This window comes from Massilia sp. X63, assembly GCF_041023745.1.
GTDB lineage: Bacteria > Pseudomonadota > Gammaproteobacteria > Burkholderiales > Burkholderiaceae_D > Telluria.
Window position 1 is genome coordinate 1 of the sequence record NZ_JBFTEF010000015.1, and the last position, 24,703, is coordinate 24,703.

At 66.3% G+C, this 24,703-nt stretch carries 21 protein-coding genes; 8 read left to right on the forward strand and 13 right to left on the reverse strand.

Annotated features, from left to right (window positions below; all coding sequences use genetic code 11):
- Window positions 1-200 precede the first annotated feature (200 nt).
- A complete protein-coding gene (locus tag AB3347_RS22020) occupies window positions 201-719 on the reverse strand; it encodes a hypothetical protein (protein WP_369093857.1) in 519 nt (172 codons plus the stop codon).
- A 136-nt stretch (window positions 720-855) separates the two neighbouring features.
- Between AB3347_RS22020 and AB3347_RS22025 the strand changes: the two genes are divergently transcribed.
- Window positions 856-1,041, forward strand: coding sequence for a hypothetical protein (locus tag AB3347_RS22025; protein WP_369093858.1), 186 nt, complete (start codon window positions 856-858; stop codon window positions 1,039-1,041).
- A 112-nt stretch (window positions 1,042-1,153) separates the two neighbouring features.
- Here AB3347_RS22025 and AB3347_RS22030 read toward each other — a convergent pair whose 3' ends face one another.
- The 3 genes from AB3347_RS22030 to AB3347_RS22040 all read right to left on the reverse strand — a co-directional run bounded on the left by AB3347_RS22030 (window position 1,154) and on the right by AB3347_RS22040 (window position 8,539).
- A complete protein-coding gene (locus AB3347_RS22030; RefSeq protein WP_369093859.1) occupies window positions 1,154-2,011 on the reverse strand; it encodes a PEP-CTERM sorting domain-containing protein in 858 nt (285 codons plus the stop codon).
- Window positions 2,012-2,237: 226 nt separating this feature from the next.
- On the reverse strand, window positions 2,238-6,677 hold the full coding sequence (locus AB3347_RS22035) for a translocation/assembly module TamB domain-containing protein (RefSeq protein WP_369093860.1): 4,440 nt from the start codon (window positions 6,675-6,677) through the stop codon (window positions 2,238-2,240).
- Window positions 6,677-8,539: an autotransporter assembly complex family protein gene (locus tag AB3347_RS22040; RefSeq protein WP_369093861.1), complete on the reverse strand. Its 1,863-nt coding sequence runs from the start codon at window positions 8,537-8,539 to the stop codon at window positions 6,677-6,679. Before AB3347_RS22040 ends, AB3347_RS22035 begins: the two co-directional genes overlap by 1 nt.
- 161 nt (window positions 8,540-8,700) lie before the next feature.
- Here AB3347_RS22040 and queC point away from each other — a divergent pair, with 161 nt between their 5' ends.
- Window positions 8,701-9,411, forward strand: a complete 711-nt coding sequence (gene queC, locus AB3347_RS22045) for a 7-cyano-7-deazaguanine synthase QueC (RefSeq protein WP_369093862.1) — start codon at window positions 8,701-8,703, stop codon at window positions 9,409-9,411.
- A 157-nt stretch (window positions 9,412-9,568) separates the two neighbouring features.
- On the opposite strand, the gene AB3347_RS22050 is transcribed toward queC, so the two are convergent.
- Window positions 9,569-9,943 (reverse strand): hypothetical protein, encoded by a 375-nt coding sequence (locus AB3347_RS22050; protein ID WP_369093863.1) that lies wholly within the window; start codon window positions 9,941-9,943, stop codon window positions 9,569-9,571.
- A gap of 573 nt (window positions 9,944-10,516) precedes the next feature.
- Between AB3347_RS22050 and AB3347_RS22055 the strand changes: the two genes are divergently transcribed.
- Both AB3347_RS22055 and AB3347_RS22060 read left to right on the forward strand, forming a co-directional pair.
- On the forward strand, window positions 10,517-11,023 hold the full coding sequence (locus tag AB3347_RS22055; protein WP_369093864.1) for a hypothetical protein: 507 nt from the start codon (window positions 10,517-10,519) through the stop codon (window positions 11,021-11,023).
- Window positions 11,024-11,109: 86 nt separating this feature from the next.
- Window positions 11,110-13,050 carry a GAF domain-containing protein gene (locus AB3347_RS22060; RefSeq protein WP_369093865.1) on the forward strand — a complete coding sequence of 647 codons (1,941 nt, stop codon included), beginning with the start codon at window positions 11,110-11,112 and terminating at the stop codon, window positions 13,048-13,050.
- A 33-nt stretch (window positions 13,051-13,083) separates the two neighbouring features.
- On the opposite strand, the gene AB3347_RS22065 is transcribed toward AB3347_RS22060, so the two are convergent.
- Window positions 13,084-14,589 (reverse strand): HD domain-containing phosphohydrolase, encoded by a 1,506-nt coding sequence (locus AB3347_RS22065; RefSeq protein WP_369093866.1) that lies wholly within the window; start codon window positions 14,587-14,589, stop codon window positions 13,084-13,086.
- Between the two features lie 193 nt (window positions 14,590-14,782).
- A complete protein-coding gene (locus AB3347_RS22070; protein WP_369093867.1) occupies window positions 14,783-15,523 on the reverse strand; it encodes a DNA-formamidopyrimidine glycosylase family protein in 741 nt (246 codons plus the stop codon).
- A gap of 159 nt (window positions 15,524-15,682) precedes the next feature.
- On the opposite strand from AB3347_RS22070, the gene AB3347_RS22075 reads away from it, so the two are divergent.
- Window positions 15,683-16,168, forward strand: coding sequence for a DUF3016 domain-containing protein (locus AB3347_RS22075; RefSeq protein ID WP_369093868.1), 486 nt, complete (start codon window positions 15,683-15,685; stop codon window positions 16,166-16,168).
- Window positions 16,169-16,354: 186 nt separating this feature from the next.
- On the forward strand, window positions 16,355-16,846 hold the full coding sequence (locus AB3347_RS22080) for a DUF3016 domain-containing protein (RefSeq protein WP_369093869.1): 492 nt from the start codon (window positions 16,355-16,357) through the stop codon (window positions 16,844-16,846).
- A 123-nt stretch (window positions 16,847-16,969) separates the two neighbouring features.
- Here the strand turns inward: AB3347_RS22080 and AB3347_RS22085 are convergent, their stop codons facing one another.
- The 3 genes from AB3347_RS22085 to AB3347_RS22095 are packed head-to-tail and all read right to left on the reverse strand — an operon-like array spanning window position 16,970 to window position 19,250.
- Window positions 16,970-18,073 carry a hypothetical protein gene (locus AB3347_RS22085; RefSeq protein ID WP_369093870.1) on the reverse strand — a complete coding sequence of 368 codons (1,104 nt, stop codon included), beginning with the start codon at window positions 18,071-18,073 and terminating at the stop codon, window positions 16,970-16,972.
- A 31-nt stretch (window positions 18,074-18,104) separates the two neighbouring features.
- Complete coding sequence (locus AB3347_RS22090) at window positions 18,105-18,602, reverse strand: hypothetical protein (RefSeq protein ID WP_369093871.1); 498 nt, start codon at window positions 18,600-18,602, stop codon at window positions 18,105-18,107.
- 18 nt (window positions 18,603-18,620) lie between these two features.
- On the reverse strand, window positions 18,621-19,250 hold the full coding sequence (locus AB3347_RS22095; RefSeq protein ID WP_369093872.1) for an RNA polymerase sigma factor: 630 nt from the start codon (window positions 19,248-19,250) through the stop codon (window positions 18,621-18,623).
- A gap of 120 nt (window positions 19,251-19,370) precedes the next feature.
- Between AB3347_RS22095 and AB3347_RS22100 the strand changes: the two genes are divergently transcribed.
- On the forward strand, window positions 19,371-19,772 hold the full coding sequence (locus AB3347_RS22100) for a hypothetical protein (RefSeq protein ID WP_369093873.1): 402 nt from the start codon (window positions 19,371-19,373) through the stop codon (window positions 19,770-19,772).
- A gap of 57 nt (window positions 19,773-19,829) precedes the next feature.
- Here the strand turns inward: AB3347_RS22100 and AB3347_RS22105 are convergent, their stop codons facing one another.
- The 3 genes from AB3347_RS22105 to AB3347_RS22115 form a co-directional block, all read right to left on the reverse strand.
- The gene (locus AB3347_RS22105; protein ID WP_369093874.1) at window positions 19,830-20,273 is read right to left on the reverse strand and encodes a thioesterase family protein; all 444 of its coding nucleotides are present in this window, start codon (window positions 20,271-20,273) and stop codon (window positions 19,830-19,832) included.
- A gap of 15 nt (window positions 20,274-20,288) precedes the next feature.
- The gene (locus tag AB3347_RS22110) at window positions 20,289-21,746 is read right to left on the reverse strand and encodes a sorbosone dehydrogenase family protein (RefSeq protein ID WP_369093875.1); all 1,458 of its coding nucleotides are present in this window, start codon (window positions 21,744-21,746) and stop codon (window positions 20,289-20,291) included.
- Between the two features lie 118 nt (window positions 21,747-21,864).
- The gene (locus tag AB3347_RS22115; RefSeq protein ID WP_369093876.1) at window positions 21,865-23,166 is read right to left on the reverse strand and encodes a M20/M25/M40 family metallo-hydrolase; all 1,302 of its coding nucleotides are present in this window, start codon (window positions 23,164-23,166) and stop codon (window positions 21,865-21,867) included.
- 252 nt (window positions 23,167-23,418) lie between these two features.
- Here AB3347_RS22115 and AB3347_RS22120 point away from each other — a divergent pair, with 252 nt between their 5' ends.
- Complete coding sequence (locus tag AB3347_RS22120) at window positions 23,419-24,660, forward strand: diguanylate cyclase (RefSeq protein WP_369093877.1); 1,242 nt, start codon at window positions 23,419-23,421, stop codon at window positions 24,658-24,660.
- Window positions 24,661-24,703: the final 43 nt, after the last annotated feature.

The following is a 24,703-nucleotide window of genomic DNA, read 5'->3' on the forward strand; positions in this document are numbered from 1 at the left end:
GGCAGATGCTCTCCCAACCTTGCCCAGTCGGGAGCCTCGAGGTGATTCGCCAGGAAATGTAGAGTGTCGTCGAACATGGCGACGAAGGTTAACAGCGTTGCCGCGCGTTTACAACGACAAAATAAAATGCCGTTCAGTCTTAACTGAACGGCATTAAGCCGCCGGCTCCCTTTTTTATGCTTGCTGCCGCGCAGCGCGGATCATTCCATGTCGATCGCCTTGCGCAGCCTGCGGCGCCACTGCAGCAGGCCCGCCGAATACCACGCGAAGTAGCCCGCCGTCAGGCCCACGCACAGCATGGTCAGCGGCTCGTCGGTCAGGCGTGGCGCCGGCAAGCCCTTGCCCTGGTTCGCATAGATCTCGACCCCGAGGTACAGGATGCGCGCCACCAGGATCATCGCCATCAGGATGCCCAGCCGCGCCGGCGGCGTGAAGTAGTAGCCCTGCGGCGTGTCCTCGAAGCGGGTGCGTTTCAGGGCGTATATGCTCCAGCCGGTGCCGAAAGCCGCGCCGGCCACCAGTGCGGCCAGGCTGGGCAGCTTGTCGAACAGCTGCACCAGCGGCACCACGATCATGGCGCTGAACACCAGCACGCCGGTGTAGTGGCGCGAGACGATCGAGCGCTGGCGCGTCATGCGCGCCTTGATGCGGTTGTAGACGCGCCAGACGAGGAGTGGCGTCAGGACGAGCAGGGCGAGGGTGGTGATCGAAAGGTCCATGGTGCGATGAGTTTGTTCAGGCCCGCCATTGTAATGGAGCTGCCCCGGCCGCCGCACGCCAGGCTGCGCCAAAGGGCGGCAAATGGCGCGGCATGGTAAGGTGTCCGTTCCGTTTTGTTCCGAGGAGATACCCGCCATGAATGCTGCGTTGCCCCCCGGTCTTCCCATCAAGGCGCACCGCGCTCCGGACCCGGCACCCATTGAGGAACCTTCGCCCGAGCCATTTGACACGCCGCATCCGCATCACCAGCCCGGTCATACCCACACCCCGCAGGCCGACGACGATCCGGTGCCCGATCCCAAACCCAGCATGTTCGCGTAGCAGGACGCGCCGCCACTCCCTGGGTTGTAAGAATTTCCGACAGATAATATTTAGGCGTAAAAAAAACTGCATGGCGCGAAGCCATGCAGTTTTATCCGAGTCGCGATGAAGCTTAAGCGCGGCGACGCAGCGATGCCAGGCCGGCCAGGCCCAGGCCCAGCAGGGCCAGCGAACCAGGTTCCGGGATGTTGCCTTGCACGTCACCCGAAGCGTCGACGGTCCAGCCTGCTTTAGCCGAAGCGCCGGTCTGGCCATAGGTGACCTTCAGGAACATGTCGTGCATGTTGCCGTTCGGGTCTTCCTGGCGGTTGGTGTCGAACAGGCCTTTCATCGAGCCGCCGGTCACGTCCAGGAAGGCTTGCGAGCCACCCGAGATCGAATTGTTGGCGTAGTTCGAGACGTAGGTGTATTCCGGATGGCCACCCAGCGCGCCTGCGCCGAACACGGCCGACAGAGCCAAGGTGCCGCCGACGTCGGTGACGCCCTTGTAGCCGAACTCGCCCAGGCGGCCGCTCGGGCCATAGGAGCTGTTGTAGTTGGAATTGGTCAGGTACATGTTCAGCCAGCCGCCGGTTCCCAGCGCCAGGGTGGTCGGCGAGATCTGGCCGTTGACTTCGACGTAGGTGTCCTTGATGCCACCGAACATGCCGGTCAGGTATTCGCCGTTCTTGCCGGCAGTGAAGATCAGGCTGCCGTCCGACACGCGCGAAATGCTCTGCACCGAGAAGATACCCCAGGTATCTTCGCTACCGTAGGCATTCGGCGCCTGTAAAGCGGCAGCCGCATCGCATTGTGCGATCGTCTGGCAGCGGGTGCCGTTGGTATTGCCATAGCCGATGGTGCCGGCGTCGAAGGCATTGATGGTGATCTTGAAGTCACCCGTATTCAGGACAACTGCGCTCGCAGGAGCGGACAAACCCAGTGCCAGAACAGTACCGGCGACAGCAGCGGTGATTTTGTTGACGTTCATTGCGCTCTTTCAATGTTGGAGGTAAAGGCATCTTGCACGCCAATGTATAAGCATGAACTGTGCCAGTTGTTAATAGGAAAATTTTTCCTTTTATAAACAAGTACTTGCATCGCGAAAACGATGCTCGCCTCCGGGAAATTTTTTCTTTGAGTCAAAGGTGTAAGATTTGCCGACATCTTGGGCCAGGCTGGCGCAGCCCGGTCTGCCGCAGTGGGCAGACCGGGTGTTAATCGAAGGCCCAGGAATACAGCACATCCAGCGCGGTATTGGTGCCGGTCTGGAACTGCAGCGTGATCCGTGGCGTCCACTTGAAGCGCAGGCGCACCAGGCTCGACGCCGTGGTCGCGCCCTGTTCGAAGCTCAGGTAAGTGCGCGAAGAAATGCGCTTGCCCACCGTGACCACTGTGCCCTCGAGTCCGTTTGCCGATCCGTTGGCCTGTTTCAGCCCCAGTTCATCGACCCCGAGCGAGTTGGCCAGCTTCTGGGTGATACCGCCGGTGCCACCCTTGCCGCCGAGCAGGGCAGCGGCGGCGGCGGCCAGCACGTCCTTGTCGTTGCCGCTGGTGCCTTCCATGCCGTGGCCCAGTACCAGCCAGGACAGCTTTTCGCTGTCCGGCACGTTCGGCGTCGAGACCAGCCGGGCCTGCGGCGCCTGGGCGGTGCCGCGCACCTGCACGCCGGCTTCCACGTTGGTCTCCGACAGCTGCTCGCCTTCGGGACGCTTGCGCACCGCCAGCACGTCCAGGGCGGGGTTGTCGTAGGGGCCGCTGAAGGTGATGACGGCGCGCTCGATCGCCAGTTTCTGGCCATAGGCCGCGTAATCGCCTTCGACGGCGCGGATGGTGCCGTTGACCCGCGGCGCGCCGGCGCCGACCTTACGCACCCGCACGTTTCCGGCAAGGGTGGCATCGATGCCCAGCCCGCGCAGGCGGAACTCGTCGCCCAGGTCGGCGCGCAGGTCGATCGTCAATGGCAGTTCTTCTTTCTTGTTCGATGGAACCGGCTTGGCGCCGCCCTGGCCCAGCACGATGACGTCGTCCGACATGGTCGGGCGGCCCTGCGGCGCGAATTCGATCAGGGCGCGGTCGGCGCGCACATTGCCCTCGATCGCGAAGCGCTCGGCATCGCGTACCAGCGAGGCCTTGCCGCTCAGGACCACCGTGCGGTCGGGACGCGACAGCGCTTCGAGCTTGTCGAGCGTCAGGCGCAGGTCGGCCGCCGCCAGGCCGCTGGAAAAGCGCAGGAAGCCTTCGGCCGAGGCGCTGCCCTGGCGGCCCTGGAAGCTCAGGCGCTGCAGCTGGAGCTGGTCGCCGGCCAGGCTGGCGCGCAGCTCGCCGTTGTGCAGGCGCACGCCCTGTTCGGGCCAGCGCACCGCCAGCTTGTCGCCCTGCACGCTGCCGTCCAGGCGCGGGTCGCCGATGGTGCCGCTGCCCGTGAGGGCCAGGTTCAGCGCGCCGTCCAGTTCCAGGCCCGTCTGCCCCGCGAACGAAGCCAGCCAGGCGATCGAACCCATGTTGGCCTTGGCCGTCATGCGCATCGGGCTGTCGCGGTCCAGGCGCCCTTGCAGCAGCTGGGCGGTGGCTTCGACGTTGGCGCTGCCGGTGCGCGCGCCGTCCAGATTCAGGTGGACGCGCAGCGAGCTGCCGACGACGTCGGCGCGTGCCTCGAAGGTGCGCAGGCCGAGCGGAACCGGCCGGTCGCCGCCGGCGATCACGTCGCCCTTCTCGCGGTACACCTGGACCATGCCGTCCAGCGCCGGCGCAGCGCCGGTCGTGCTGGCCGTGCGCAGGTCGAGTTCCCACTTTGCGCCCAGGGTCAGGTCGCCGCGCGCATTGTCGCGGATCGAAGGCGAGAACTGCGACAGGTAGGTCAGCGGCACGTTGTCCGCGTGGCCGCGGCTGCTCCAGCGCGGACCGTTCTTTACCAGCGAGTCGACCGTGATGCTGCCGGCCGGCAGGCGGACTACCGCACCGTTGAAGGCGATGTTCTGCGGCTTTGCCAGACCCATCATGCCGCTGCCTTTCGCGCCGCCGATACGCAGCGGCACCGGCGCCTGCAGCTGCATCGCGTAGCGGCCGCGGTTCTGCAGGGCGGCCAGGGTACCGTTCCAGGTGTCGCCCGCCAGGCCGCCGCGCAGCTCGAGATTGGCGTCGAAGGCATCGCCGACGGCGGCCGCGCGCAGGGTATGCGCGCCGCGCGTGCCTTCGGTCTTCAGGCTGGCCGAGGCGATCCGGGTGTCGCCGCTGGCGTAGTCGAGGATCTGGATGTCGCTCGCCAGCGCATCGCTGGCGCCGCGGCCGGAGCCGAGCCTGGCATTGGCGCGCAGCGAACGGATGCTGTGGGTGCCGAGCAGGCGCAGGTTCTGGCCTTCGAGCGCGGCGCTCAGGGACGGCGTGTCCATGGTGCCGGACAGCGTACCCTGGCCGCGCAGCACGCCGGCGAAATCGGGCCCGAGGGCGGCCAGTTGCGGGGCGTCGATGCGCCAGTCGAGCTGGTCGCTACCCAGGCCGAAGCTGCCCTTGGCCGCGACCACGTTGGCGCCCACGTGCAGGTCGACGTCGGCATTCGACACGTGGCGGCGGTCGGCCGTCAGTTTGGCATGGCCCCACAGCGGGGAATTCGACAGGGTCGAATCCTGCACCCGCAGGTCGAGCGCGCCGCGCCAGTCGGCGCCGCTGCGGCCGCCGGCGTCGAAAGCGCCATTGATCGAGCCGGCCAGCGGCGAGCCGAAGGCGGCCGGATTGAAGCGCTGCATCGCGCCGCTCATCTTCGCTTCGACGAAGCGCGCCCCTTCCGTGCCGGCCAGCCAGGCTTCGCCATTGGCGCGCAGGCTGCCGTTGGCGTTCTTGCGCTGGGCGGCGACCCAGCCCAGGCCATTGGCGTTCACTTCGAAGCTGGTGCGCGGGGCGGCCATGGTGCCGGTGGCGACGCCGCTCGCCGTCACGGCCCCGTACAGGTCGCTGCGCACGGCCGACAGCTGGCGGCCGTCGAGACGCCACTGGAGCTTGTCGCCGGCGCCGCCGAAGGCGCCGCCCAGCGCCACCGTGTTCTGGCCCAGCGCCAGCTCGGCGTCGATGCCGCTGATGCGCTTGGCATCGGCGTGCAGCTTGCCTTCGCCCGACAGCGGCTGGTTCAGCAGGCGGCTGCGGCGCACGGCGAAATCGGCGTCGACACGCCAGCTCGGGGCCAGCGCGCCGGCGACCTTGACGCTGGCATTGATGTCCGCCTGCGGGAAGTCGCCGAAATCGGCCGGATTGAAGCGGCTGGCGTTGGCGCTGGCCTTGAAGGCTTTGTCTTCGAGCAGCTTCATGTTGCCGCTGAGGTCCACCCGGCTGCTGCCGCTCGACAGGCGCGCTTCGCGCACCGTGACCACGTTGTTTTCCAGCGTCGCCAGCGCCGCCAGGCGCAGGGCCTTGTCCGCCAGGTTGGCCTGCAGCGTCTGGGTATTGCCGGCATTGGTCACCTGGATGTCGCCGCGGATCGCGGTCGGCTTCATGGTGGAGTAGATGCCTTTCAAATCGAAGCGCTCGGTGTGCAGGGTGAAGCGCGCGGTGCCGAGTCCTTCCTGGTCTTGTTCGCGCTGCACGCCGCCGGTGCCGGTGAAGCGGCCGGCATCGCCGAAGTCCATCAGCACGTCGGAGACCTGCAGCGCACTGAGGTTGCCGCCGAGCCGGCCGCGCATGCTGCGCAGCGGCAGGCGTTGCTGGTCGATGGTGCCTTCCGGTCCCTCGTTGGTGATGTCGACGCTGCCGCTGATGTTGCGCTTCGCATCGAGCTTGCCCGCGATGGCGAACGTCAGGTCGGCGGTCGGCAGCGCCGGATTGAAGAATCCCGGGTCGACATTGCGGCCGTTGATGCGCAGCTCGCGCAGCGGAATCTCGGCATAGGGAGACAAGGCAAAGTGGGCGTCGCCAACGGCGCGGCCGGCTTGGCCGGTGGCGTCGACCAGGGTCGTTTCCAGGTCGCCGCCGAGCTTCAGGCGCAACTGGGCGGCTTTGGCGCCGGCCTTGGCCTGCGACTGCGTGAGGCTGGCCTTGGCGTCGATCTTGAAAGGGCGCTGGGCGCCGATGCTGCCATTTGCCGCCACGTCGCCCCAGGGGGTGACGGCGGCGGCGTCCGCCAGCCTCCAGCGCTGCTTGTCGCCGTACAGGCGCAGGCGGATGTTGTCGATGTGCGTTTCGGCGCCCTTGTTCACGAAGGTGGCGCGGTTCAGGCGCGCATCGTCGATCTCCACCGTGAAGGGCGGCGCCAGCCTGGCCGGCATCGGCGAGCGTTCCTCGGTTTCCTTGAGCGTCTCCACGCGCAGGCTGGCGGCGTGCAGGCTATCGACCAGGATGCCGCGCGACACGATCTGGCTGGGGGACCACTTCAAGTCGATCTTGTTGGCGATCACCAGTTGCTCGTCGGTGCGCCACACGGCGCGCTCGATGTGCATGGCGCCATACAGCGAGCCGGAGACGCCGGTGAGCGTGAGCTTGCCGCCGGTGGAAGCGGCGATTTTTTGCGCGATCATCTGCAGCGTGGTCTCGCGCCCCAGGTACCAGAGCGTGCCGCCCACGATCACGCCGGTCACGGCCACGCCGATGGCGACCCGGCGCGGCCAGCGGCGCGGCTTGTGCGGTGCCGGCTGCCTGGCGGTGCCGGAGGTGGTGTCGTTGGTGTCCATCAGAAGGTGAATCCCAGGGAGAAGTGCAGGCGCGCTTTCTTGACTGCGTGGCCGTAGGCCAGGTCGACGTTGATCGGGCCGACCGGGCTGCGCCAGCGCGCGCCGACGCCGAAGCCGGATTTCGGCTTCAGGTCGCCGACCTTGTCGGCGGCGTTGCCGACATCGTAGAACACGGCCACGCCCCATGGCGGGCGGAAGTAATACTGGTACTCGGCGCTCGCCGTGAGCAGGTACTTGCCGCCGACAATGGCGTCGTTCTCGCGCACGCCCAATTCGCGGTAGCCGTAGCCGCGCACCGACTGGTCGCCGCCGGCGCGGAACAGGAAGGTGCTCGGCACCCCCAGCTTTTCCTTGGCCGCCACCGCGCCGAACTCGCCGCGCAGCACCAGGGTGCCGGCCTCGCCGAGCGGCTTGAACATCTGGCCGCGCAGGTACAGGCGCAGGAATTTTTCGTCGGTCAGGATCGGCAGCAGGGCGCCGCCCAGCTGGCCCTGCAGCACGTAGCCGTTGGTCGGCTGGATCAGGCTGTCGAGCTTGCGCTTGGTGATGGCGTAGGTGAGCGGCAGGCTGCGCGTCGAGGTGGGTTCGCTCGGCGGCACTTCGCGTTTCTCGACCAGCGCCTCGAGCGTCAGGCTGCGTTCGAGCAGCGGCGAGCCCCAGGAGCGGCGCGCGGCGACCGTGGCCAGCGTGGTGATTTCGCCGCGCACGTCGTTGCGTTCGACGCCGGCGCCCACGCTGTCGTTGTAGCCCTTGGGCGTGGTCGGCCAGAAGAAGTCGACGCGCGCGGTCTGGCGCCTCTGTTCGTAGATCAGGTCGCTCTTCATGCGCTTGCCGAACACGTTCAGGTCGTCGTAGCTGGCCTGGGCGCGGGCGCCGGTGTCGGTGGAGAAGCCGAGGCCGACCTCGACGTTCTTGCGCTTGTTCTCGACCACGCGCACCAGCACCGGCAGCACGGTGGGGCCGGTGGGCGGTTCCGGCGCCGCCGCGCTTTTTGCAGACTCGGCGTCGGCGTCGTCGTCGCCTTCTTTCAGTTCCTGCAGTTCGGCATTCAGCACCTGGCGCATGTCGGCGCTGACTTCGACGCTGCTGAAGTAGCCGGTGTCCTGCAGGCGCGACTGCAGGGCCGTCAGCGCCGCCTCGCTGTACTCGTCGCCCGGCTTGATCTTGTTCAGGTTGCTGATGACCTCGCGCGGATAGCGCTTCAGGCCGCGGATGCGCAGCTCGCCGAAGCGCATTTCCGGTCCGCTGTCGATGACGACCCGCAGCATGGCGCGGCGTTCTTCCGGATCGACGGTGGCGCTGGTCTCGACCAGGCGCGCCCGCGGGAAGCGCCGCTGCGCCACTTCACGCAGCAGGCCGCGCTTGGCCGCTTCCCAATCGGACTGGACGAAGCGCGCGCCGACCGGCAGCGACCAGCTCTGGCGCAGGGCGGTGGCGTCGAACGGCGCGCTGCCCTGGTCGATGGGGGCGAAACCCTGCAGCACCAGGTCGACGTCGCCGACCACGGTGGGCGGGCCCGGGTCGACGATGACGCGCGCCACCGGCCGCCCGCCGCTGGTGTCGAGCCCGGCGGAAACCTTGGGCGAGTAATAGCCCTCGGTGGCGATGAAGGTCTTGGCCTGCTCCGGGGCTTCCTTGACCAGGCGTTGCAGCTGCTCCATGTCTACGCGCGGATTGCCGCGCCAGCGCATCAGGTCGAGGTTTTCTTCGAGCATGTTCTCGAGCTGGCGCGGTGCGTCGATGCGGACCTGGTAGTCGATCCCCTGGGCATGCAGCGCCGTTGCGAATACCAGTGCCCCAAGGCCCGTCAGCAGGCGGGGCAGGGGGCGCAGGCGGCTAGGGGTCGATCTTGCAGGAAACATGGCGCTCCAATGGAAAAGTTCATGGCAATCTTAACGGATTGGCAAAAACGATGACGGACTCTAGCCAGCAGTGCGGTACAGCCCGGCTTCACGCAAACCACTGTTTTGTGCCAGAATTCGCGGTTTCTCCGGCGCCTGCGCGCCTCTTTCCGGACTCGATCATGCACACCAACGACACCGCACTCGTCCTCTTCAGCGGCGGCCAGGACTCCGCTACTTGCCTCGCGTGGGCCCTGCAGCGCTATGCGCGCGTGGAGACGATCGGCTTCGACTACGGCCAGCGCCATGCCATCGAGATGGAAGTGCGCCCGGCGCTGCTGTCCAGGATGCGTGCGCTGAACCTGGATTGGGATGCGCGCCTGGGCGAGGACCACGTGATCGACCTGTCCCTGATCGCGAAGATCTCGGATACGGCCCTGACCAGCAACGTGGCCATCGCGATGCAGGAGAACGGGTTGCCGAACACCTTCGTGCCCGGCCGTAACCTGCTGTTCATGACGGTCGCGGCCACCGTTGCCTACCGCCGCGGGCTGAACGTGCTGGTGGGCGGCATGTGCGAGACGGATTTCTCGGGCTACCCCGACTGCCGCGACGACACCATGAAGGCGCTGCAGGTGGCGCTTAACCTCGGCATGGCCACGCGCCTGAAGGTCGAGACGCCCCTGATGTGGATCGACAAGGCGCAGACCTGGCAATTGGCCCACGACTGTGGCGGCGACGCCCTGGTCGACCTGATCCGCTTCGATACCCACACCTGCTACCTGGGCGAACGCGGCGCGGCCCATCCCTGGGGCCACGGCTGCGGTACTTGCCCGGCCTGCGCGCTGCGGGCACGCGGCTACGAACAGTACGTGGCGAACAAGGCCGGCTGAGCCGCCGCCGCGAGCCTGTGTACCTGGCCGTGGGCGCGCTCCTGCTCCACGGCGCGGCTCAGGGTCTTGCGTAAATTCTACCTGTTCCGCCTACCGGCAGCCGCAACGCAAACGGCCGGGCAGGGCCCGGCCGTTTGCGTCGGAAGCAGGAGGAAGATCAGGCGGCCGGCTGCACGATGCGGGCCTTGCGGCTGCGGCTGACCAGGAACCAGACGATCGCCACCGGCACCAGCAGCGGCAGCAGCAGCGGCGAGATCGCCAGCGCGACGGTGACCGCCGCGACCCCCAGTGCGCCCAGCAGGATCACGCCCAGGCCGGCAAACACCACGGCCAGCACCACGCCCACCACCAGCAGCACCACACCGGCGATCACCATGCCGCCGCCAGCGAACACCACGGCCAGCAAGGCGCCCAGCGGCCCGCCGATTTCCTCGCCGTCGAAGTTCACCGTCATGAAGTCGGGTTCGGTGGCAAGGTCCCACAGCAGCAGGGCAAACAGGAAAAGGATGATATACGGGGCATATTTTTTCATGGTGGTCCTCATCGGTGGCTCGTTGGTCGGTTGGATGCGCGCTTTGTCGCTGGCATGGTTGCACTGTAAGCGCCTCGCTCTTCACCGGCCACGGCTTTGCGACGGGCTGCAATTTTTGCGCGCCGGGACGCGTGCAGATGCGACGAATGGCCCGCACGGCATGGAGGCGCGGGTGCAAGCACGGGGCAACGAACGTGGTCGATTTGGCCTTGCAATGGACGTATCCTTTCCTATACTGACAGCCTGTTCCGAAGCAGGGGGATCCTATGCACGCTGTCATCCAGAAAATGGGGGACCACCTGGCCGTTCTGCATCCCGCGTTGGCCAACAGCGGTCCCAAGGGGCCACCATCGGCGCCACCTACCATTCCGCCGATCATCATCAATCCGTTCAATCGCGAAACGCCGCCGCCCGCGGTCGATCCACGCCCGACACCGATACGACCTCCGGTGCGACCGCCGCGTGGACCCGACTGGCGCTGCCCGCGCTATGCCTGAGCTTTAAGCCAATCGGGCTTCTTCATGGGGCCGGTTTCCTCTATGATCTGTACTTTGAAGCAGAGGAAACACGAGCATGAACGACAACATCGAACACGAGCACGAAGGCGGCGACGAGAACGCCCCCGTGCAGGAAGCCCGCCTGTGGCAGGCCAACGGCTGGACCGCGCGCGTGATCAAGAACGAGGACGACGAGGGCTGGGCCGTCGCGATGTACAAGGACGGCGAGCCGGAACCGGCGCTGGTCGGTCCCTGGACCATGGGACGCGACAAGAAGAACCCGAAACCGCTCGACGTCAACGCCTTCAACACGCTGGTCAAGACCGCGTCGGAAGTCATCCGCCGCCATGAGCAGCACCTGCACGCCATCCTGCACAAGAACACCGTGGTCTCGACCGAAAACGGCGACCTGAAGGTGACGCTCGACATCGTGCCGGACGACGACGACCCGTATGCCATCCTGGCCGCCACCGACGAGATGGGCGAGCAGGTGGCGAAGGTGCGCGTGTCGGCCGGGTTCAAGCTGACCCCGGCGTCGGCCCATGCCTGGGTCGAAAACGATTTCCGCGCCCCGCGCGGATAAAACGAGACACTTCGCCCGAATAGGCTTCGGGTGCCGCGCCTAAGCTGATAATATTTCCCCTCGGAATTAATTACTCTGGGGAAGCAATGGAACGTCTCGCCCGGCTGGAAGCGGTCCAGTCGATGCTGCTCGAAATCGGGGAGCTCTCGACCACCTGCAGCGACATCGTCGACTTCATCGGCGCGGTGCACCGCGCACTGGGCCGCATCATGTATGCGGCCAACTTCTATGTGGCCTTGTGCGACCGCGAGGAAGGGATGATCTGGTTCCCGTATTTCGTCGACGAAGCCGACGACGAGGTGCCGATCACCGGCCGCAAGGTGCTGCTGGCCGCTCCCGAAGAATCGCCCACCTCCTGGGTGGTGGTGAACAAGCGCCGCCTGATGATCACCGCCGACGACTTCAAGGCGCGCGAGCGCGAAGGCATGCAGTGGGGCCACGGCAGCGCCGCCGAGCACTGGATGGGCGCGCCGCTGCTCGACCGCCACCAGCAGGCGCTGGGCGCGATGGTCATCCAGAGCTATACGGAGGGCGTCACCTACAGCGAGGAAGACCAGGCGCTGTTCTCCGAGATCGCCAATCACGTGTCGAACGCGCTGCAGGGCCTGCAGAGCATGGACCGGCTCGAGCGCGCGGTGCAGGAGCGCACCGCGGCGCTGGCGGTGGAGGTGGCCGAGCGCCGCCGCGCCGAGCAGGTGCAGCACGCGCTGTACCAGATCGCCAGCCTGTCGGCGCAGGCGCTGGACACCGCCACGCTCACCTCCAGCCTGCACGACATCATCGGCGAGCTGATGGTGGCCAAGAACTTCCTGATCGGCCTGCACCACGCCGATACCGAAGAGATCAGCATTCCGTATTTCGTCGACGAGAAGGACGCCGAGGCGCCGGTAAAACGCTTCCCGGTGGGGCAGGGCATGTGCTCGTATGTCCTGACCAGCAAGCAGGCGCAACTCCACGACGCCACCAGCTTCCGTCACCTGGTGAGCAACGGCCTGGTGCGCGAGCCCTTCGGGAACCTCGACATCGCCAGCTGGATGGGCGCGCCGATGCTGGTGCACGACCAGCCCTATGGCGTGCTGGTGGTGCAGAGCTACGATCCCTCGGTGATCTATACCAAGGCCGACCTCGACCTGCTGGCCTTCATGGCCAGCCACGTCGCGGTGGCGCTGGCGCGGATGCAGGCCGACCGCAAGATCCGCAAGACCAAGGAAGCGCTGGAAGTGCAGAACGCGGCGCTCAACGAGGCGCTGCTGCAGCTGCAGCAGGCGCAGTCGGAACTGGTGCGCCAGGAGAAGCTCGCCTCGCTGGGCGGGCTGGTGGCCGGCGTGGCCCACGAGATCAACACGCCGCTGGGCATCTGCGTGACCGCGACCAGCCACCTGGTGCAGGAACTCAAGCTCACGCGCGAAGAGCTGGCCGCCGGCGAGATGACCGAGGACAGCCTGAACTCCTTCCTCGACATCGTCGACCAGTCGCTGCGCATCATGACCACCAACACCCAGCGGGCGGCGGCGCTGGTGCGCAGCTTCAAGCAGGTGGCGGTGGACCGTTCCTCGGGCGACATCCGGCACTTCAAGCTGCGCGCCTACCTGGACGAAGTGCTGCTGTCGCTGCAGCCCAAGCTCAAGGGCCGGCCGGTCAAGGTGACGGTCGACTGCCCGCCGGACCTGGTGCTGGACAGCTCGCCGGGCGCGGTGTCGCAGATCGTCACCAACATGGTCATGAATTCGCTGCTGCACGGCTTCGAACGCGAACAGCCCGGCAACATCGTCATCCGCGCCGCGCTCGAGGGCGAGCAGGTGGTGTTCGATTATGCCGACGACGGCGTCGGCATGGACCAGGAAACGCTGGGCAAGCTGTTCGACCCCTTCTTCACCACCAAGCGCGGCACCGGGGGAAGCGGGCTGGGTGCGCACATCCTGCACAACCTGGTGACGGGGGCGCTGGGCGGGACGGTGAAGGCGGACAGCGAGCCGGGCAAGGGATTGCAGTATCAGCTGCGGTTTCCGCGCTCGCTCAAGAAGTGATGCCTACACAAGCAAGCCCGGTTCAAGCTTGCGTCAATCCGGCCACCGCGCATTGATCTCCAGCGCCTTGTCCATGTTCTTGATGAGCAGGTCCACGTAGTACGGATCCAGGTGGTGCCCCGCCACCTCGCGCAGGTGCTCGGTCACCTTCTCGGCCGGCCAGGCGTCCTTGTAGCAGCGCTTGTGGCTCAGGGCGTCGAACACGTCGGCCACCGCCACGATGCGCGCGTAGGGATGGATACTCTCGCCGCGCAATCCCTGCGGATAGCCGCTGCCGTCGAATTTCTCGTGGTGCTGGTGGGCGATCACGGCCGCGGCCTTCAGGATCGGGCGTTGCGAGCCGTCGAGGATCTGCAGGCCCACGGTCGGGTGCTGCTTCATGATCTCCCATTCTTCCTCGTTCAGGCGGCCCGGCTTGAGCAGCACCGCGTCCGGGGTGGCGATCTTGCCGACGTCGTGCATCGGCGCGGCGTGCATCAGGGTCGCGGTCTCGTCTTCCGGCATGCCGGAGGCCTGGGCCAGCAGGTGGCAGACCTGGGCCATGCGGCGCACGTGGTTGCCCGCTTCGTTCGAGCGCGACTCCACCACGTCGCCCAGGCGCAGGATCAGCTCGGCCTGCGTGTCCGTGATTTCCTGATTCAGCAGGATGTTGTCGAAGGCGATCGCCACGCCCGAGCAGAACACCTCGAGCAGCTGGGAATCGATCTCCGCGATCTCTTCCACGCCCTTGAGCACCAGCAGCGAAGCCTTGCCGGTGCGGTTCGGGAAGTAGCCGACATAGGTATCGCCGTGCAGGCGCGAGATGCGGTTGTGGCGCGCGTCGTCCAGCTGGGCCACCAGTTCCGGACCGATCTCGTGGCCTTCCATCTCGCCGATCTGGGCCAGCACCTCGTACTGGCTTTCGCCGGCGATCAGGCTGGCGCCCTTCAGGCGCAGCAACATGCTCTGCTCCAGGCGCAGCAGCGCCACCACCTGCTGCAGCAGGCCGTTGGCGAAATCCTTCAGGTTGCGCTGCTGGAAGATATGGGTCGAGGCCGCGATCACGCGCTCCAGGCCTTCGCGGTAGGTCTGCTGGGCACGGCGCGCCTCTTCGACCTTCATGATGTCGCGGTAGGCGCGCAGGGCGGCGAAGGTGGTGGTGAACAGCTTGGTGCGATCGAGCTCGGTCTTTTCCTTGTAGTCGTTGATGTCGTAATCGACGATCACGCGCTCTTCCGGGGCCTGGCCGGGTTGGCCGGTGCGCAGCACGATGCGGGTAAACTGGTTGTCGAGCTCGTGGCGCATCCAGCGCGCCACTTCCAGGCCGCTGTCCTCCTGCTCCATCACCACGTCCAGGAAGACCAGCGCAATGTCCTTTTCGCGCGCCAGCACTTGCTTGGCTTCAGCGCCGCTATACGCGTGCAGGAACTGCAGCGCACGGCCGTCGAGGCGAAAGCGCGACAAGGTCAGCTTGGTGATGTCATGGATGTCCGGCTCGTCGTCGACCAGCAGGACTTTCCATGGAGCCAACTTTGGCGCCGCGTTGGAGAGGAAGGACATAAGCTTACCGTTCGCTTGGGTTGATCAATCGCAGCATTGAGCGGCAATATACTTAGGAAACATAGCCGCGAGTCAAATCGATTGTAGTACGACCATCAGTCCTTAACAACAGGCAACATTAAAAGTGTTGGTTAACGATGTCACATAGCTGCAAGCTATGAACTATGAGTAAAAGAAATGTCAGCAAGCGGCCTTACACGTAGCGTTTCTGGCAGCGTTCGCAGTAGAAGCTGCGACGGTTGCTGCGCCCGAGATGGGCCTTGAGGAAGGGGATGTTGCAGCGCGGGCATATGCGTTTCGCATGTGCGAGCCAGTGCTGCTTGAGGACGTACTGGCGCTTCCACTCCAGAAAGTCGAAGGAATATTGCCGGGCTTCGTCGACCAGCAGCCGCAGCTTGGGCGCGGGCAGGGCGCCGACCGTCGACAGCGGATGCACGCGGATGCGGAACAGTACTTCGTTCTTGATGATGTTGCCAACGCCGGAAAAGATGTCCTGGTCGAGCAGGGCGTCGCAGGCCAGCATGTCCGGATTCGCGCGCAGCTTCTTGCGCGCCTTCTTCGGATCCCAGGCATCCGACATGACGTCGGCGCTGAAGTCGTAGGCGGCATAGGTGGCGCGGTCGATCTCGCGGACCTGGCAGGCATAGAGGTTGAGCACATGGCCGTTGGCGGTCTCGAGCGACAGGCGCGGCGTCTTGCCCTCGCGTCCTTCGTCGATGCGGTAAGTGCCGAACAACAGGAAGTGGACCCGCAGCACCATGGCGGTCGTCTCGATGAGCAGGTGCTTGCCCCAGGTATGGATCGCGTCGATGCGCTGCCCCACCAGGCGGGCCGGATCGATGGCGCGGACATTGCCGTCGGCCCGGACGATCTCCTGGCCGCTGAAATCCTTCACCAGCTCCTTCAAGATATATAGCGATGGTCCTTCCGGCATGGCGCGCTCTCCTCGCTGCCATTGTCTGCCGAGCCCGGAATATGCCCTGTGCGTAACTTAACATTCGAACGCAAACTTTAGCAGATGGGCGTGTAGACAGCAGGAACAAAAAGCGTATATTCGACGGTTGGGACAATATTGAACAATAAAGGGAGTGCCATGAAATCATCGATTTGCAAAGCCGCCCTAGCGGCCGTGTGCGTGCTGTCCACCGGAGCCGCCTGGGCGGGCATGACCGTCAATTATGTGAATCCCGAGAAGTTCTCGGACCTCCCGACCACCGACTGGGAACGCGAAGAAGTGCTGCGCGAACTGGTCAAGTTCTTCGACAAGCTGGCGCAGGACCTGCCGGCAGGGCAGGACCTGACCGTCAACATCACCGACATCGACCTGGCCGGCCGTGAATACCCGGGCGCACGCGCGGCCGGCGACATGCGGGTCCGCGAGGGCAAATCCGACTGGCCCTACGTCGAGATCCATTACACCTTGAGCGCCAATGGCCAGGTGCTCGACCAGGGCGTGGCCCAGCTCAGGGACCAGACCTACCTGCTGCGCCCGACCAAGCTGTCCATGGAAAACGACAATCTGCGCTACGAGAAGCGGATGATCCAGGACTGGTTCAAGAAGACCATCCTGAAGAAATAGGCGGCCGGGCCGCAGCAACGCGAGGACGGCGCCACGGCGCCGTTTTTTCATGCCTGCGCGGCCCGTTGCACGCCGTGCGCGACCTAACATTTCGATACAAAACTTCGACAAAGGGGGGACTGGAAAGGCGATGGAAAGAGCGTATATTCCATGCATGGATACATATGGAACATGGAAAGGAATGCGATGAAAGCCTCGATCGGCAAAACGGCCCTTGCGGCCGTGCTCGCGCTGGGTGCCGCCGGCGCCGCCTCGGCGGGCGTGACCGTCAACTACGTGGACTCGGACAAGTTCGCCGACGTGCCCTTCGCTCCCTGGGAGCGGAAGGAAGTGCTGGATGAGCTGGCGCGCTACTTCGCCGAACTGGGCAAGTCGCTGCCGGCCGGACAGGACCTGACGGTGGACGTCACCGACATCGACCTTGCGGGCCGCGAATATCCGACCAGCCGCGGCACGCGCGACCTGCGCGTGCTGCAGGGCGGCGCCGACTGGCCGATCATCGAGCTGCGCTATGCCCTGAGCGCGAACGGCCAGGTGATCCGCAGCGGCACCGCGAAGCTGAGCGACATGAACTACCTGGACCGCGCCAGCCGCCTGTCCGACAACGACAGCCTGCGCTACGAAAAACGCATGATCGAAGAGTGGTTCGACAAGACCATCCTGCAGAAGAAATCCTGAGGCCCTTGCTGCGGCATCAACGAACAACCGGCGCCGAGGCGCCGGTTTTTTCTTGGGGCTGCCGATCGTCGGCCGATTTTCAGCCGACCATCAATCGATCATCAGCCGATTTTCAGCCGATTTTCAGCCGTTCTTGTCGGCCCTGGCGTGGGCCGCCGCCGCCTTCTCGGCCGCGGCCTTCGCCAGCGCCGCCGTGTCCTTCACGGTGTAGTCCGAGGGCACGGTGAACAGGGCGGCAGCCGGTTCGTCGCGCTTCAGGCCTTCCACCCGGAACACGAACTCGCCGCTGCGCGGATCGCTGCGTTTCTGGTACACCACTGCCTGCAGTTCCGGCGAGGTCCAGGTCTCGGTGCTGACGACGATCGGGTTGCGGTTGCCGATCTCGCCGGCCGGGATCTCGTAGCTGCGCTGGACGCCGCTCGCCTTCACGCCGCTGAACTCGCGGGTGCCCAGGTCCTTGGTTTCCGCCTTCGCGGCCCATTTTTGTTCGCCGAGCACGCCGGCGATCATCGGCCCCATCCGCGCCGCGGCCTGTGGGCCCACCAGCTGGGCGATGCGGATCTGCACGTCCTTCCGTTCGCCCGCGGCGGCGGCGGAGCGCTCGACCTGCTTGATGATGACGCGTTCGCCATCCTGCGTCAGGGTGAAGCGCTCGCCTTCGGGCAGCTTGCCTTCGCGGCGCAATTGCTCGACCTTGGCGCGCGCCTGGCCGGCCGCGCCGCGGGCCTCGGCGCCGGCGGCACGCGCTGCCGCGGCAATGGCGGTCCGGGTCGCCGCATCGGGCGCCTGCAGCTTGATTGCCGTCTTGTCGCGCGGACGCAGGATGTAGCGCACGCCTTCCACCGGATCGTGGATCGTCACGAGGCTGACGTCGCCGTCTTCGTTGCGCACTTCCTGGCGGGTACGGCCGGCGCTGTCGCGGTAGCTCATCGCGCTGGTCTTGCGCACGATCTGGTTGCCGTCGCCCAGGGTCTGGGTACGTTCCGACACCGTTTCGGCGCTGTAGGGAGCGTTCTTCACCATCCTGGGCTTGGACAAGTACGCCATCGACGCGCCGCCGCTGGCCTCGACGTCCATCCCGGCCAGCGCGCCGGCGTGCGCTTCGCCGCCGCTACGGGTGACGATGCGGCGCTCGACGCGCGGTTCGCCCTCGAAGCCCATGTCTTCGGCCAGGACCGGCGCCACGGCGCAAGCCAGCAGTGCTGCAATCAGGATTGTTTTGTTCATCATCGTTTCCTCTTGTCGGTGGATGGTTGGCCTAGTTGGTGGAACTGATCCGTACGGCCAGCGGCTGGCCGTCGGCGGCGACGAGCATTTCGGCGCGCACGGTGTCGGCCGCGTTGTCCGGGCTGACCGGCACGCCGAACGGCGCCAGCGCGGTGCGCGGCACGTCAGCCTCGACCAGCTGCGCATCGGGTTCGGCTTCGATGCGTTCGAGCGAATCGAGGGCGACGAAAGCCCCGCCCTTGTCGATGCTGACGAGCGGCTGACCGCTCACGCGCACCGCCTCGTGCGGCGCTTGCGCCAGCAGCAGCACGACCGCCGTCAGCGAGCACAGGGCGCCGGCGGCGCCCCATTGCGACAGGCTCAGGGCGTGGTACCAGCGGCGGCGGGGTGTGAACTGGCGGTCGAATGCCTGCAGCAGTTCCTTCTCGACGCAGCGCGGCGCATCAAAGGCGGCCAGTTCGCCGCGCAATGCAAGCAGGCCAGCAGCGAGCCTTGCATCCGGGTTGTCGTTCATGTCCCTGGGGTTCATATCCATTTCGTACTCCATTCAATGCGTGGCGCATGCCGGCCCGGCCGCGACAGGCGCGTGTGCCTGCAGGCGCTTGGCCAGGGCCGCCCTGCCGCGCGACAGGCGCGAGCGGACGGTGCCGATGTCGACCTGGCAGATCGCGGCGATCTCCTGGTACGACAGCTCATGCAGTTCAAACAGGATGACCACGTCGCGGTAGTGGGCCGGCAGCAGCGCCAGCGCCCGCCGCACCTGCTCGGCCGCCTCGTTGCCCAGCAGGCGGGCCAGCGGCTCGGCGCCCTCGGCGGCGACGTCGAGGGCGAGTTCGCCATCCAGGTCGTCCTCCCCGCCCGGCTCGGGCAGCGCCACCTGGCGCCGGCGCGCTTCCTCCAGTTTCAGGACCAGCTTGCGCGCCACGCCGAACAGGAAGTGTTGCAACTGGCCGCGCAGCGGGTCGTAGCCGAAGCGCTGCATCAACAGGCCCATGAAGGCTTCCTGCACCACGTCCGCCGCCATCTCCGGCGACCCGCAGCGCATCAGCGCGTAGCGGTACAGCGGACCCTGGTGGCGCCGGTACAGGGCCGTGAAGGCGTCGGCGCGGCCCGCTTGCATCAGGCGCAGCAGTTCGTGGTCGGCGGTATCAAGCGTGAGGGTGGTCATGGTCGTCATCTTTACCTGTATTCCGATGACGGGAGCGAAAAGTTCCAACTATTTTCGAGATAGCCGGATGGGGAAGGGGAATTGAGAAAGCGCGTATTTTCGCGCGCGGAAAGCTGCTATCGTTGCGGGATGAAAGCCTTTACCCTTGCCTTCTCGGCCGCCGTGCTCTGCGCAAACGCGTTTGCCTGTCCGGTGGCGGACAAGCTGGCCGACCGCTACGGCATCTCGTTTTCCGGCTTCGATACGCCGATCCCGTCCACGCAGGAGCCGGACGCCTCGGCCAGCGGCCCCTTGGTCAGGATGCCGCTGCGTGACGCGAGGATGGTGAGCGACGGCTTCCGCCACACGGTCGTGCTGAGCCCTGCGGCGAAAAAGGCCTGGATCCTGCGTACCGGCGGCTTCGCCGGTGTCTACGAATGGTATGGCCCGGTCGACGTCGGCGACATGCCGCTCGCCGACTGCCGCCCTGCTGCTGCGTCCGCGGGCCCGCCCCGGGCACAGAAGGAAGCGCCGGGGGCGGGCCCGGCCTGAACCCGCCGACCGGATGCAAGGCCGCCGCCGGGGGAATCATCTAGCCGCTTGCAGCTGCTAGTCGACCCAGTTCACCCGGTCGAACTTGTTGCGGAACTCTTCCGGCATCATCACGACCTGGCTGGTCTTGTAGTTGTAGAAGACGAAGCCCGACTTGGCCATGGCGATCAGCTTGCGGTCGCGCGGGCGGGTGATGCGGAAGATGATGTCGCCGCCGTACTTGTTGAAATCCATCACCCCGACTTCGAACAGCAACTGGTCGCGCGCGTGCGCCTCGGCGCGGTAGGTGGTGGCCAGGTCGGTGACGATGATGCCGGTGCCGTCGCGCTCGGTCTCGGCGACGCCGAACTCGAACAGGAAACGCGCCCGCGCCTCGGAGATCATCGAGATCATCGAATCGTTGCCGAGGTGGTTGCCGGCATTGATGTCGGTGACGCGGACCGACATCGGGGTGGAATAGTAGAACTGGTCTTCGGGAAAGTTGAGTTGTAAGCGTGCCATTTCTCTATTCTAAACTCAGGGAGTGGTCGACCGGACAATTCTATAGACGATGCCGCGCGACGTCATGAGGTACAACTCGCCCTGTCCGTCCTGCCCGAAGGAGAGCACGTTGCCGATGCTGCCGACGTTCCACTCGCGCTGCTCGGTGAGGCTGCCGCCGCCGGCTAGGAAGCTCTTCAGGAAACCGCGGCAGTAATCCGAATAGAAGTAGCGTCCGGCCAGCTCCGGGATCGCGCGGCCGCGGTAGACGAAACCGCCCGTGATCGAGCAGCCGTTGACGTCATTGGCGCCGTGCTCGTACTCGAAAGCGGGCAGGGTCAGGCCGCTGCGGTCGCAGCTGGCGGCGTTGTAGCACAGCGTGCCTTCCATCGTGTTCCAGCCGTAGTTCAGCCCGGCCGTACCGGCCGCGCCGATGTTGACCTCTTCGCGCTGGTCCTGGCCGACGTCGCTCAGGTAGAGCTGGCCGCCGTCGAAGCTGAAGCGCCACGGATTGCGCAGGCCGCTGGCCCAGATTTCGGCACGCCGTCCGGCCTGGCCGGCATACGGATTGCCGGCCGGGATGGCGTAGGGCTGGGCAGCGCCGGCATTGCGCACGTCGATCCGCAGCAGCTTGCCCAGCAGGGAGTTCGGGTTCTGGGCATTCCGGTTGGGGTCGCCTGCGCCGCCGCCGTCCCCGGTCCCGAGGTAGAGGTTGCCGTCGGGGCCGAAGGCGACCTGGCCGCCGAAATGGTTGGTGAAGATCGGGTGCGGGATGCGCAGGATGACCAGGTTTGAGGTGGGGTCGGCCAGGTTGGGATTGGCGCCGGCAGTAAAGCGCTCGATGACGATGTTCTGCTGCAGGTCGGTGTAGTAGAGGTAGAAGTAGCCGTTGCGCGCGAACTGCGGGTCGAAGGCCATCGACAGCAGGCCGCCTTCGCCGCCCGTGAATACGCGCCCGCCGATGTCGAGGAAGGGCAGGGCCAGCGTATTGCCGTTCTCGACGATGCGCACGCGCCCGGCCCGCTCGAGCACGAACAGGCGTGCGTCGCCGGGCGGGGCGGTGAGCCAGGTCGGACTGTCGAGGTTGGCCGCAACCTGGCTCAGCGCGATGTTCAGCGCCGCGCTGCCGTAGCCCACGGTGGCGGTGGCGGTGGCGCCAGCACTCACGATGGCGCTCTGCGTGCCTGGTGACGGGGTGTAGGTGACGCCGCCCGCGGTGACCGGGCTGGCCGCCACGTTGTAGCTGCCCGGCGCCAGGCCGGTCAGGGTTTGCGAGCCGCTCAGGTCTTGCTGGTAATTGTTGGGGCCGCTCACCCGCAACGCGGCATTGACGCCTGCGGGCAGGCCGCTGCTGACGACAGCCAGGGAGCCGGTGCCGGCCGCCGGCGGTGTCGGGCCCGTCGTGCCCGGGTTGCCCCCGCCGCCGCCGCAGGCGCTCAGGCACAGGGCAAGCAGGACCAGCAACAGGAACTGCAAATGAGTCCACGCACGCATGACAGCCTCCCGGATTTTCCACATCGGCAGCACATCGGTCCGGTCATTCTGCCAGCAATCGCCCGCTTTGCCGGTGAATCCGGCCAAGCGTGCGGGGGCTCCCCTCCTTGACGCGTGGCTAGCGCGTCAGGCGGTACATCAGCAGCGCGGCCCGGATCGCGGAACGCTCCAGCGAGGGCAGGTCGACGCGCTCGTTGGGAGAGTGCGCCGCACCGCCGCTGGCGCCCAGGCCGTCGAGGCTGTCGATGAGGGGCGCCACGAACTGGATGTCGCCGGCGCCGCGCGCCGTCGGCGGCACCGCGCCCACCGGGCCCAGGCCGGCATCCGCACTGGCCTGCGAGTACAGCGCGAGCAGCTTCAGGTTGCCCGGCGTGACCGCCATCGGCGGATAGGAATCGCGGAAGGTGATGCTGGCGCTGGCGCCCGGCAGGCTTTGGGCGACGATCTCGCGCATGCGCGCCTGGGCGCGGTCGCGCTGGGCGTAGTCGAGGTAGCGCAGGTCGGCGCGCACGGTGACCGTGTTGGCCACGACATTGGTCTTGCCGGCCGCCGTGCCCTTGGCGTTGGCCTCGTCGTATGCCACGTCGGTGCCGCCCAGGATCACGCCCGGGTTGAAGGTCAGGCCCGGTTCCACCACCTGCTGGCGGAAGCCGTCGAGGATGCGCGCGGCCTCGTACACGGCGCCGTAGCCGGCCGGACCGAACACGCCCTGCGAGTGGCCCTGGCGGCCCTTGACGTCGAGGTCGAACGAGGCGGTGGCGCGGCGCCCGACGGTGGCCATGGCCTGGCCGTCCGGCCCGGTGATCGCGCCTTCGAAACTGAGCGCCACGTCGCTGCGTTTCGCCAGTTCGACCATGTCGCGGCGCGAGACTTCGCGCGGGTGGCCGGCTTCTTCCTCGTCGCCGGTGAACACCACGGTGATGGTGGTGCCGTCGAGCGCGCCCGCGCGGTGCAGCGCGCGCAGGGCGGCGATCGCGACCACGTTCCCGCCCTTCATGTCGCCGACGCCCTGGCCGCGCGCGACGGTCTCGCTCTCGCGTTCCCACAGCGGCGCCGTTGCGTCCGGCTCGAACACGGTGTCGAGGTGGCCGAGCAGCAGCAGGCGCTTGCCCTGCTTGCCCATGCGGTTGGCCACCAGGTGGCCGGCGCGGCCCATCTCGCGCGGCATGTCGATCCAGACCGTCTTGAACCCGAGCGCTTCCAGCTCCTTGCGGTACACCTCGCCGACCGCGCGCACGCCGGCCAGGTTGAAGGTGCCGCTGTTGATGCGCGCGCTGCGTTCGAGCAGTCCGATGGCTTCCGGCTGCCAGGCCTTGACCTCGTCGGCGATGCGCTGCTCGAGCGGGGACAGGCCCTGGGCCTGGGCGCCTGCGGCAAGCAAGGCTGTCAATACGAAGGAGAGGGCAAGCTTGCGGGCCATGTCGGATCCTGGGCAGTGAAGATGCACAACTTTACTATGCGGAAAGCGTAGCGCAAACCTGTGCTTCTCATGCGGTATGGGTCGACATGCGGACGGCTGGCAACACGTACGTATTTCTTCTGGACATCTCCAGGTGGTACTGAGAAGATATTGAACTTCTTCGATACCGCTTGCCCCTCGCAGGCTGGTGCTTCGTAAATACTCCTGAACAACTGTCACATATCCCCAGGCCTCTTTGAAGAAGAGAACGATGTGCAGCCCGGCTTTCAACAACAACGGCATGACGCCGGCAGCAAAGATCTTTCCCCCTCAGCGCACAGGCAAGCCGTGACCACCCATCACTCAATCATTGAGACCGACGTGTCCCTTGCGCGTGCGACGGGCTTTTCGGAATGCGCGCTTGCGCTGCGGCGCGCCCTGACGACCACGCCGGTCGGATGGCTGCTCGCCGCATGGTTCTGCTGGGGCCGCGTGCCCGCCCGCTCGATCGCGCTGTGGCTGGGAATCGCTGCCGTGCTATGGGCCGGCAGCCTGTGGGTGCTGCAGCAGATGATCGGCGCCGGCCCGACGCTGGCCATGCACCGCAAGCAGCTGCATTGGATCGCCGCACTGGATGGCTTTGCCTGGGGCCTGCTCACGTGGTTCCTGGTCGGCCATGACCCGGTGCTCGACGCCACCCTGATGGCGCTGCTGTGCGGCGTCGTGGCGGTCAATGCGCAGGTATATGGCACCCATGTGGTGGCCTACTACGGGCAGATCGGCATCCTGTGGGCGATCGCGGTATTCGGGCTGTGGCAATTTGCCAGCCACCGGAGTGCGCTCGACTACACGGCCGGCCTGAGCGTCTTCATCGCCCTGATCGCCTACTATACGCGCGCGATTTCGCAACGTTTGCTCGAAGGGATCCGCCTGCAGCACGCGAATGGTTCGCTGGCGGTGCAGCTGCGCACGGCGCTCCAGAAGGTCGAGCTCGATGCTGCGACCGACGCGCTGACGGGGCACTGGAACCGCCGTGCGCTCGACGACATCCTCGCGCAGCAGGTCGAGCGGCATGCCGCCACCGGCAGGCCTTTTTCCATCCTGATGCTCGACATCGACTTCTTCAAGCATATCAACGACGAATTCGGTCACCTGGTCGGCGACGATGTCCTGCGCGCTTTCGCGCAGGCGCTGCGCGGCTTCCTGCGTGCGGCCGATTTTTGCGTGCGCTTCGGCGGCGAGGAGTTCGTCGTCGTCCTGCCGGACACTTCCCTGGCCACGGCGATGGAAGTGGGCGAGCGTATTCGTCACGGCATCGCCCAGGCTCCGCTGCTGGACAAGCCGAAACTGCAGGTCACGGTGTCCATCGGCGTGGCGGCCATGGAACAGAAGCAGAGTATCAACGAGCTGTTTGCCGCGGCCGATGCCGCCGTCTATCTCGCCAAGAACGAGGGGCGCAACCAGGTGCGCTCGCATCTGCACGTGCCGGCACAGGTCGAGTGCGTGGAAAGCTGAGCGTTTCATGTTCGTACACCGACAAAGCCCGCGGCGTACGGCC

Bases quoted from the DNA above. Each gene is read 5' to 3' on its own strand.
- AB3347_RS22020 (WP_369093857.1), bottom strand. From the start codon at position 719: ATGGACCTTTCGATCACCACCCTCGCCCTGCTCGTCCTGACGCCACTC.
- AB3347_RS22025 (WP_369093858.1), top strand. From the start codon at position 856: ATGAATGCTGCGTTGCCCCCCGGTCTTCCCATCAAGGCGCACCGCGCT.
- AB3347_RS22030 (WP_369093859.1), bottom strand. From the start codon at position 2,011: ATGAACGTCAACAAAATCACCGCTGCTGTCGCCGGTACTGTTCTGGCA.
- AB3347_RS22035 (WP_369093860.1), bottom strand. From the start codon at position 6,677: ATGGACACCAACGACACCACCTCCGGCACCGCCAGGCAGCCGGCACCG.
- AB3347_RS22040 (WP_369093861.1), bottom strand. From the start codon at position 8,539: ATGTTTCCTGCAAGATCGACCCCTAGCCGCCTGCGCCCCCTGCCCCGC.
- queC (WP_369093862.1), top strand. From the start codon at position 8,701: ATGCACACCAACGACACCGCACTCGTCCTCTTCAGCGGCGGCCAGGAC.
- AB3347_RS22050 (WP_369093863.1), bottom strand. From the start codon at position 9,943: ATGAAAAAATATGCCCCGTATATCATCCTTTTCCTGTTTGCCCTGCTG.
- AB3347_RS22055 (WP_369093864.1), top strand. From the start codon at position 10,517: ATGAACGACAACATCGAACACGAGCACGAAGGCGGCGACGAGAACGCC.
- AB3347_RS22060 (WP_369093865.1), top strand. From the start codon at position 11,110: ATGGAACGTCTCGCCCGGCTGGAAGCGGTCCAGTCGATGCTGCTCGAA.
- AB3347_RS22065 (WP_369093866.1), bottom strand. From the start codon at position 14,589: ATGTCCTTCCTCTCCAACGCGGCGCCAAAGTTGGCTCCATGGAAAGTC.
- AB3347_RS22070 (WP_369093867.1), bottom strand. From the start codon at position 15,523: ATGCCGGAAGGACCATCGCTATATATCTTGAAGGAGCTGGTGAAGGAT.
- AB3347_RS22075 (WP_369093868.1), top strand. From the start codon at position 15,683: ATGAAATCATCGATTTGCAAAGCCGCCCTAGCGGCCGTGTGCGTGCTG.
- AB3347_RS22080 (WP_369093869.1), top strand. From the start codon at position 16,355: ATGAAAGCCTCGATCGGCAAAACGGCCCTTGCGGCCGTGCTCGCGCTG.
- AB3347_RS22085 (WP_369093870.1), bottom strand. From the start codon at position 18,073: ATGAACAAAACAATCCTGATTGCAGCACTGCTGGCTTGCGCCGTGGCG.
- AB3347_RS22090 (WP_369093871.1), bottom strand. From the start codon at position 18,602: ATGAACCCCAGGGACATGAACGACAACCCGGATGCAAGGCTCGCTGCT.
- AB3347_RS22095 (WP_369093872.1), bottom strand. From the start codon at position 19,250: ATGACGACCATGACCACCCTCACGCTTGATACCGCCGACCACGAACTG.
- AB3347_RS22100 (WP_369093873.1), top strand. From the start codon at position 19,371: ATGAAAGCCTTTACCCTTGCCTTCTCGGCCGCCGTGCTCTGCGCAAAC.
- AB3347_RS22105 (WP_369093874.1), bottom strand. From the start codon at position 20,273: ATGGCACGCTTACAACTCAACTTTCCCGAAGACCAGTTCTACTATTCC.
- AB3347_RS22110 (WP_369093875.1), bottom strand. From the start codon at position 21,746: ATGCGTGCGTGGACTCATTTGCAGTTCCTGTTGCTGGTCCTGCTTGCC.
- AB3347_RS22115 (WP_369093876.1), bottom strand. From the start codon at position 23,166: ATGGCCCGCAAGCTTGCCCTCTCCTTCGTATTGACAGCCTTGCTTGCC.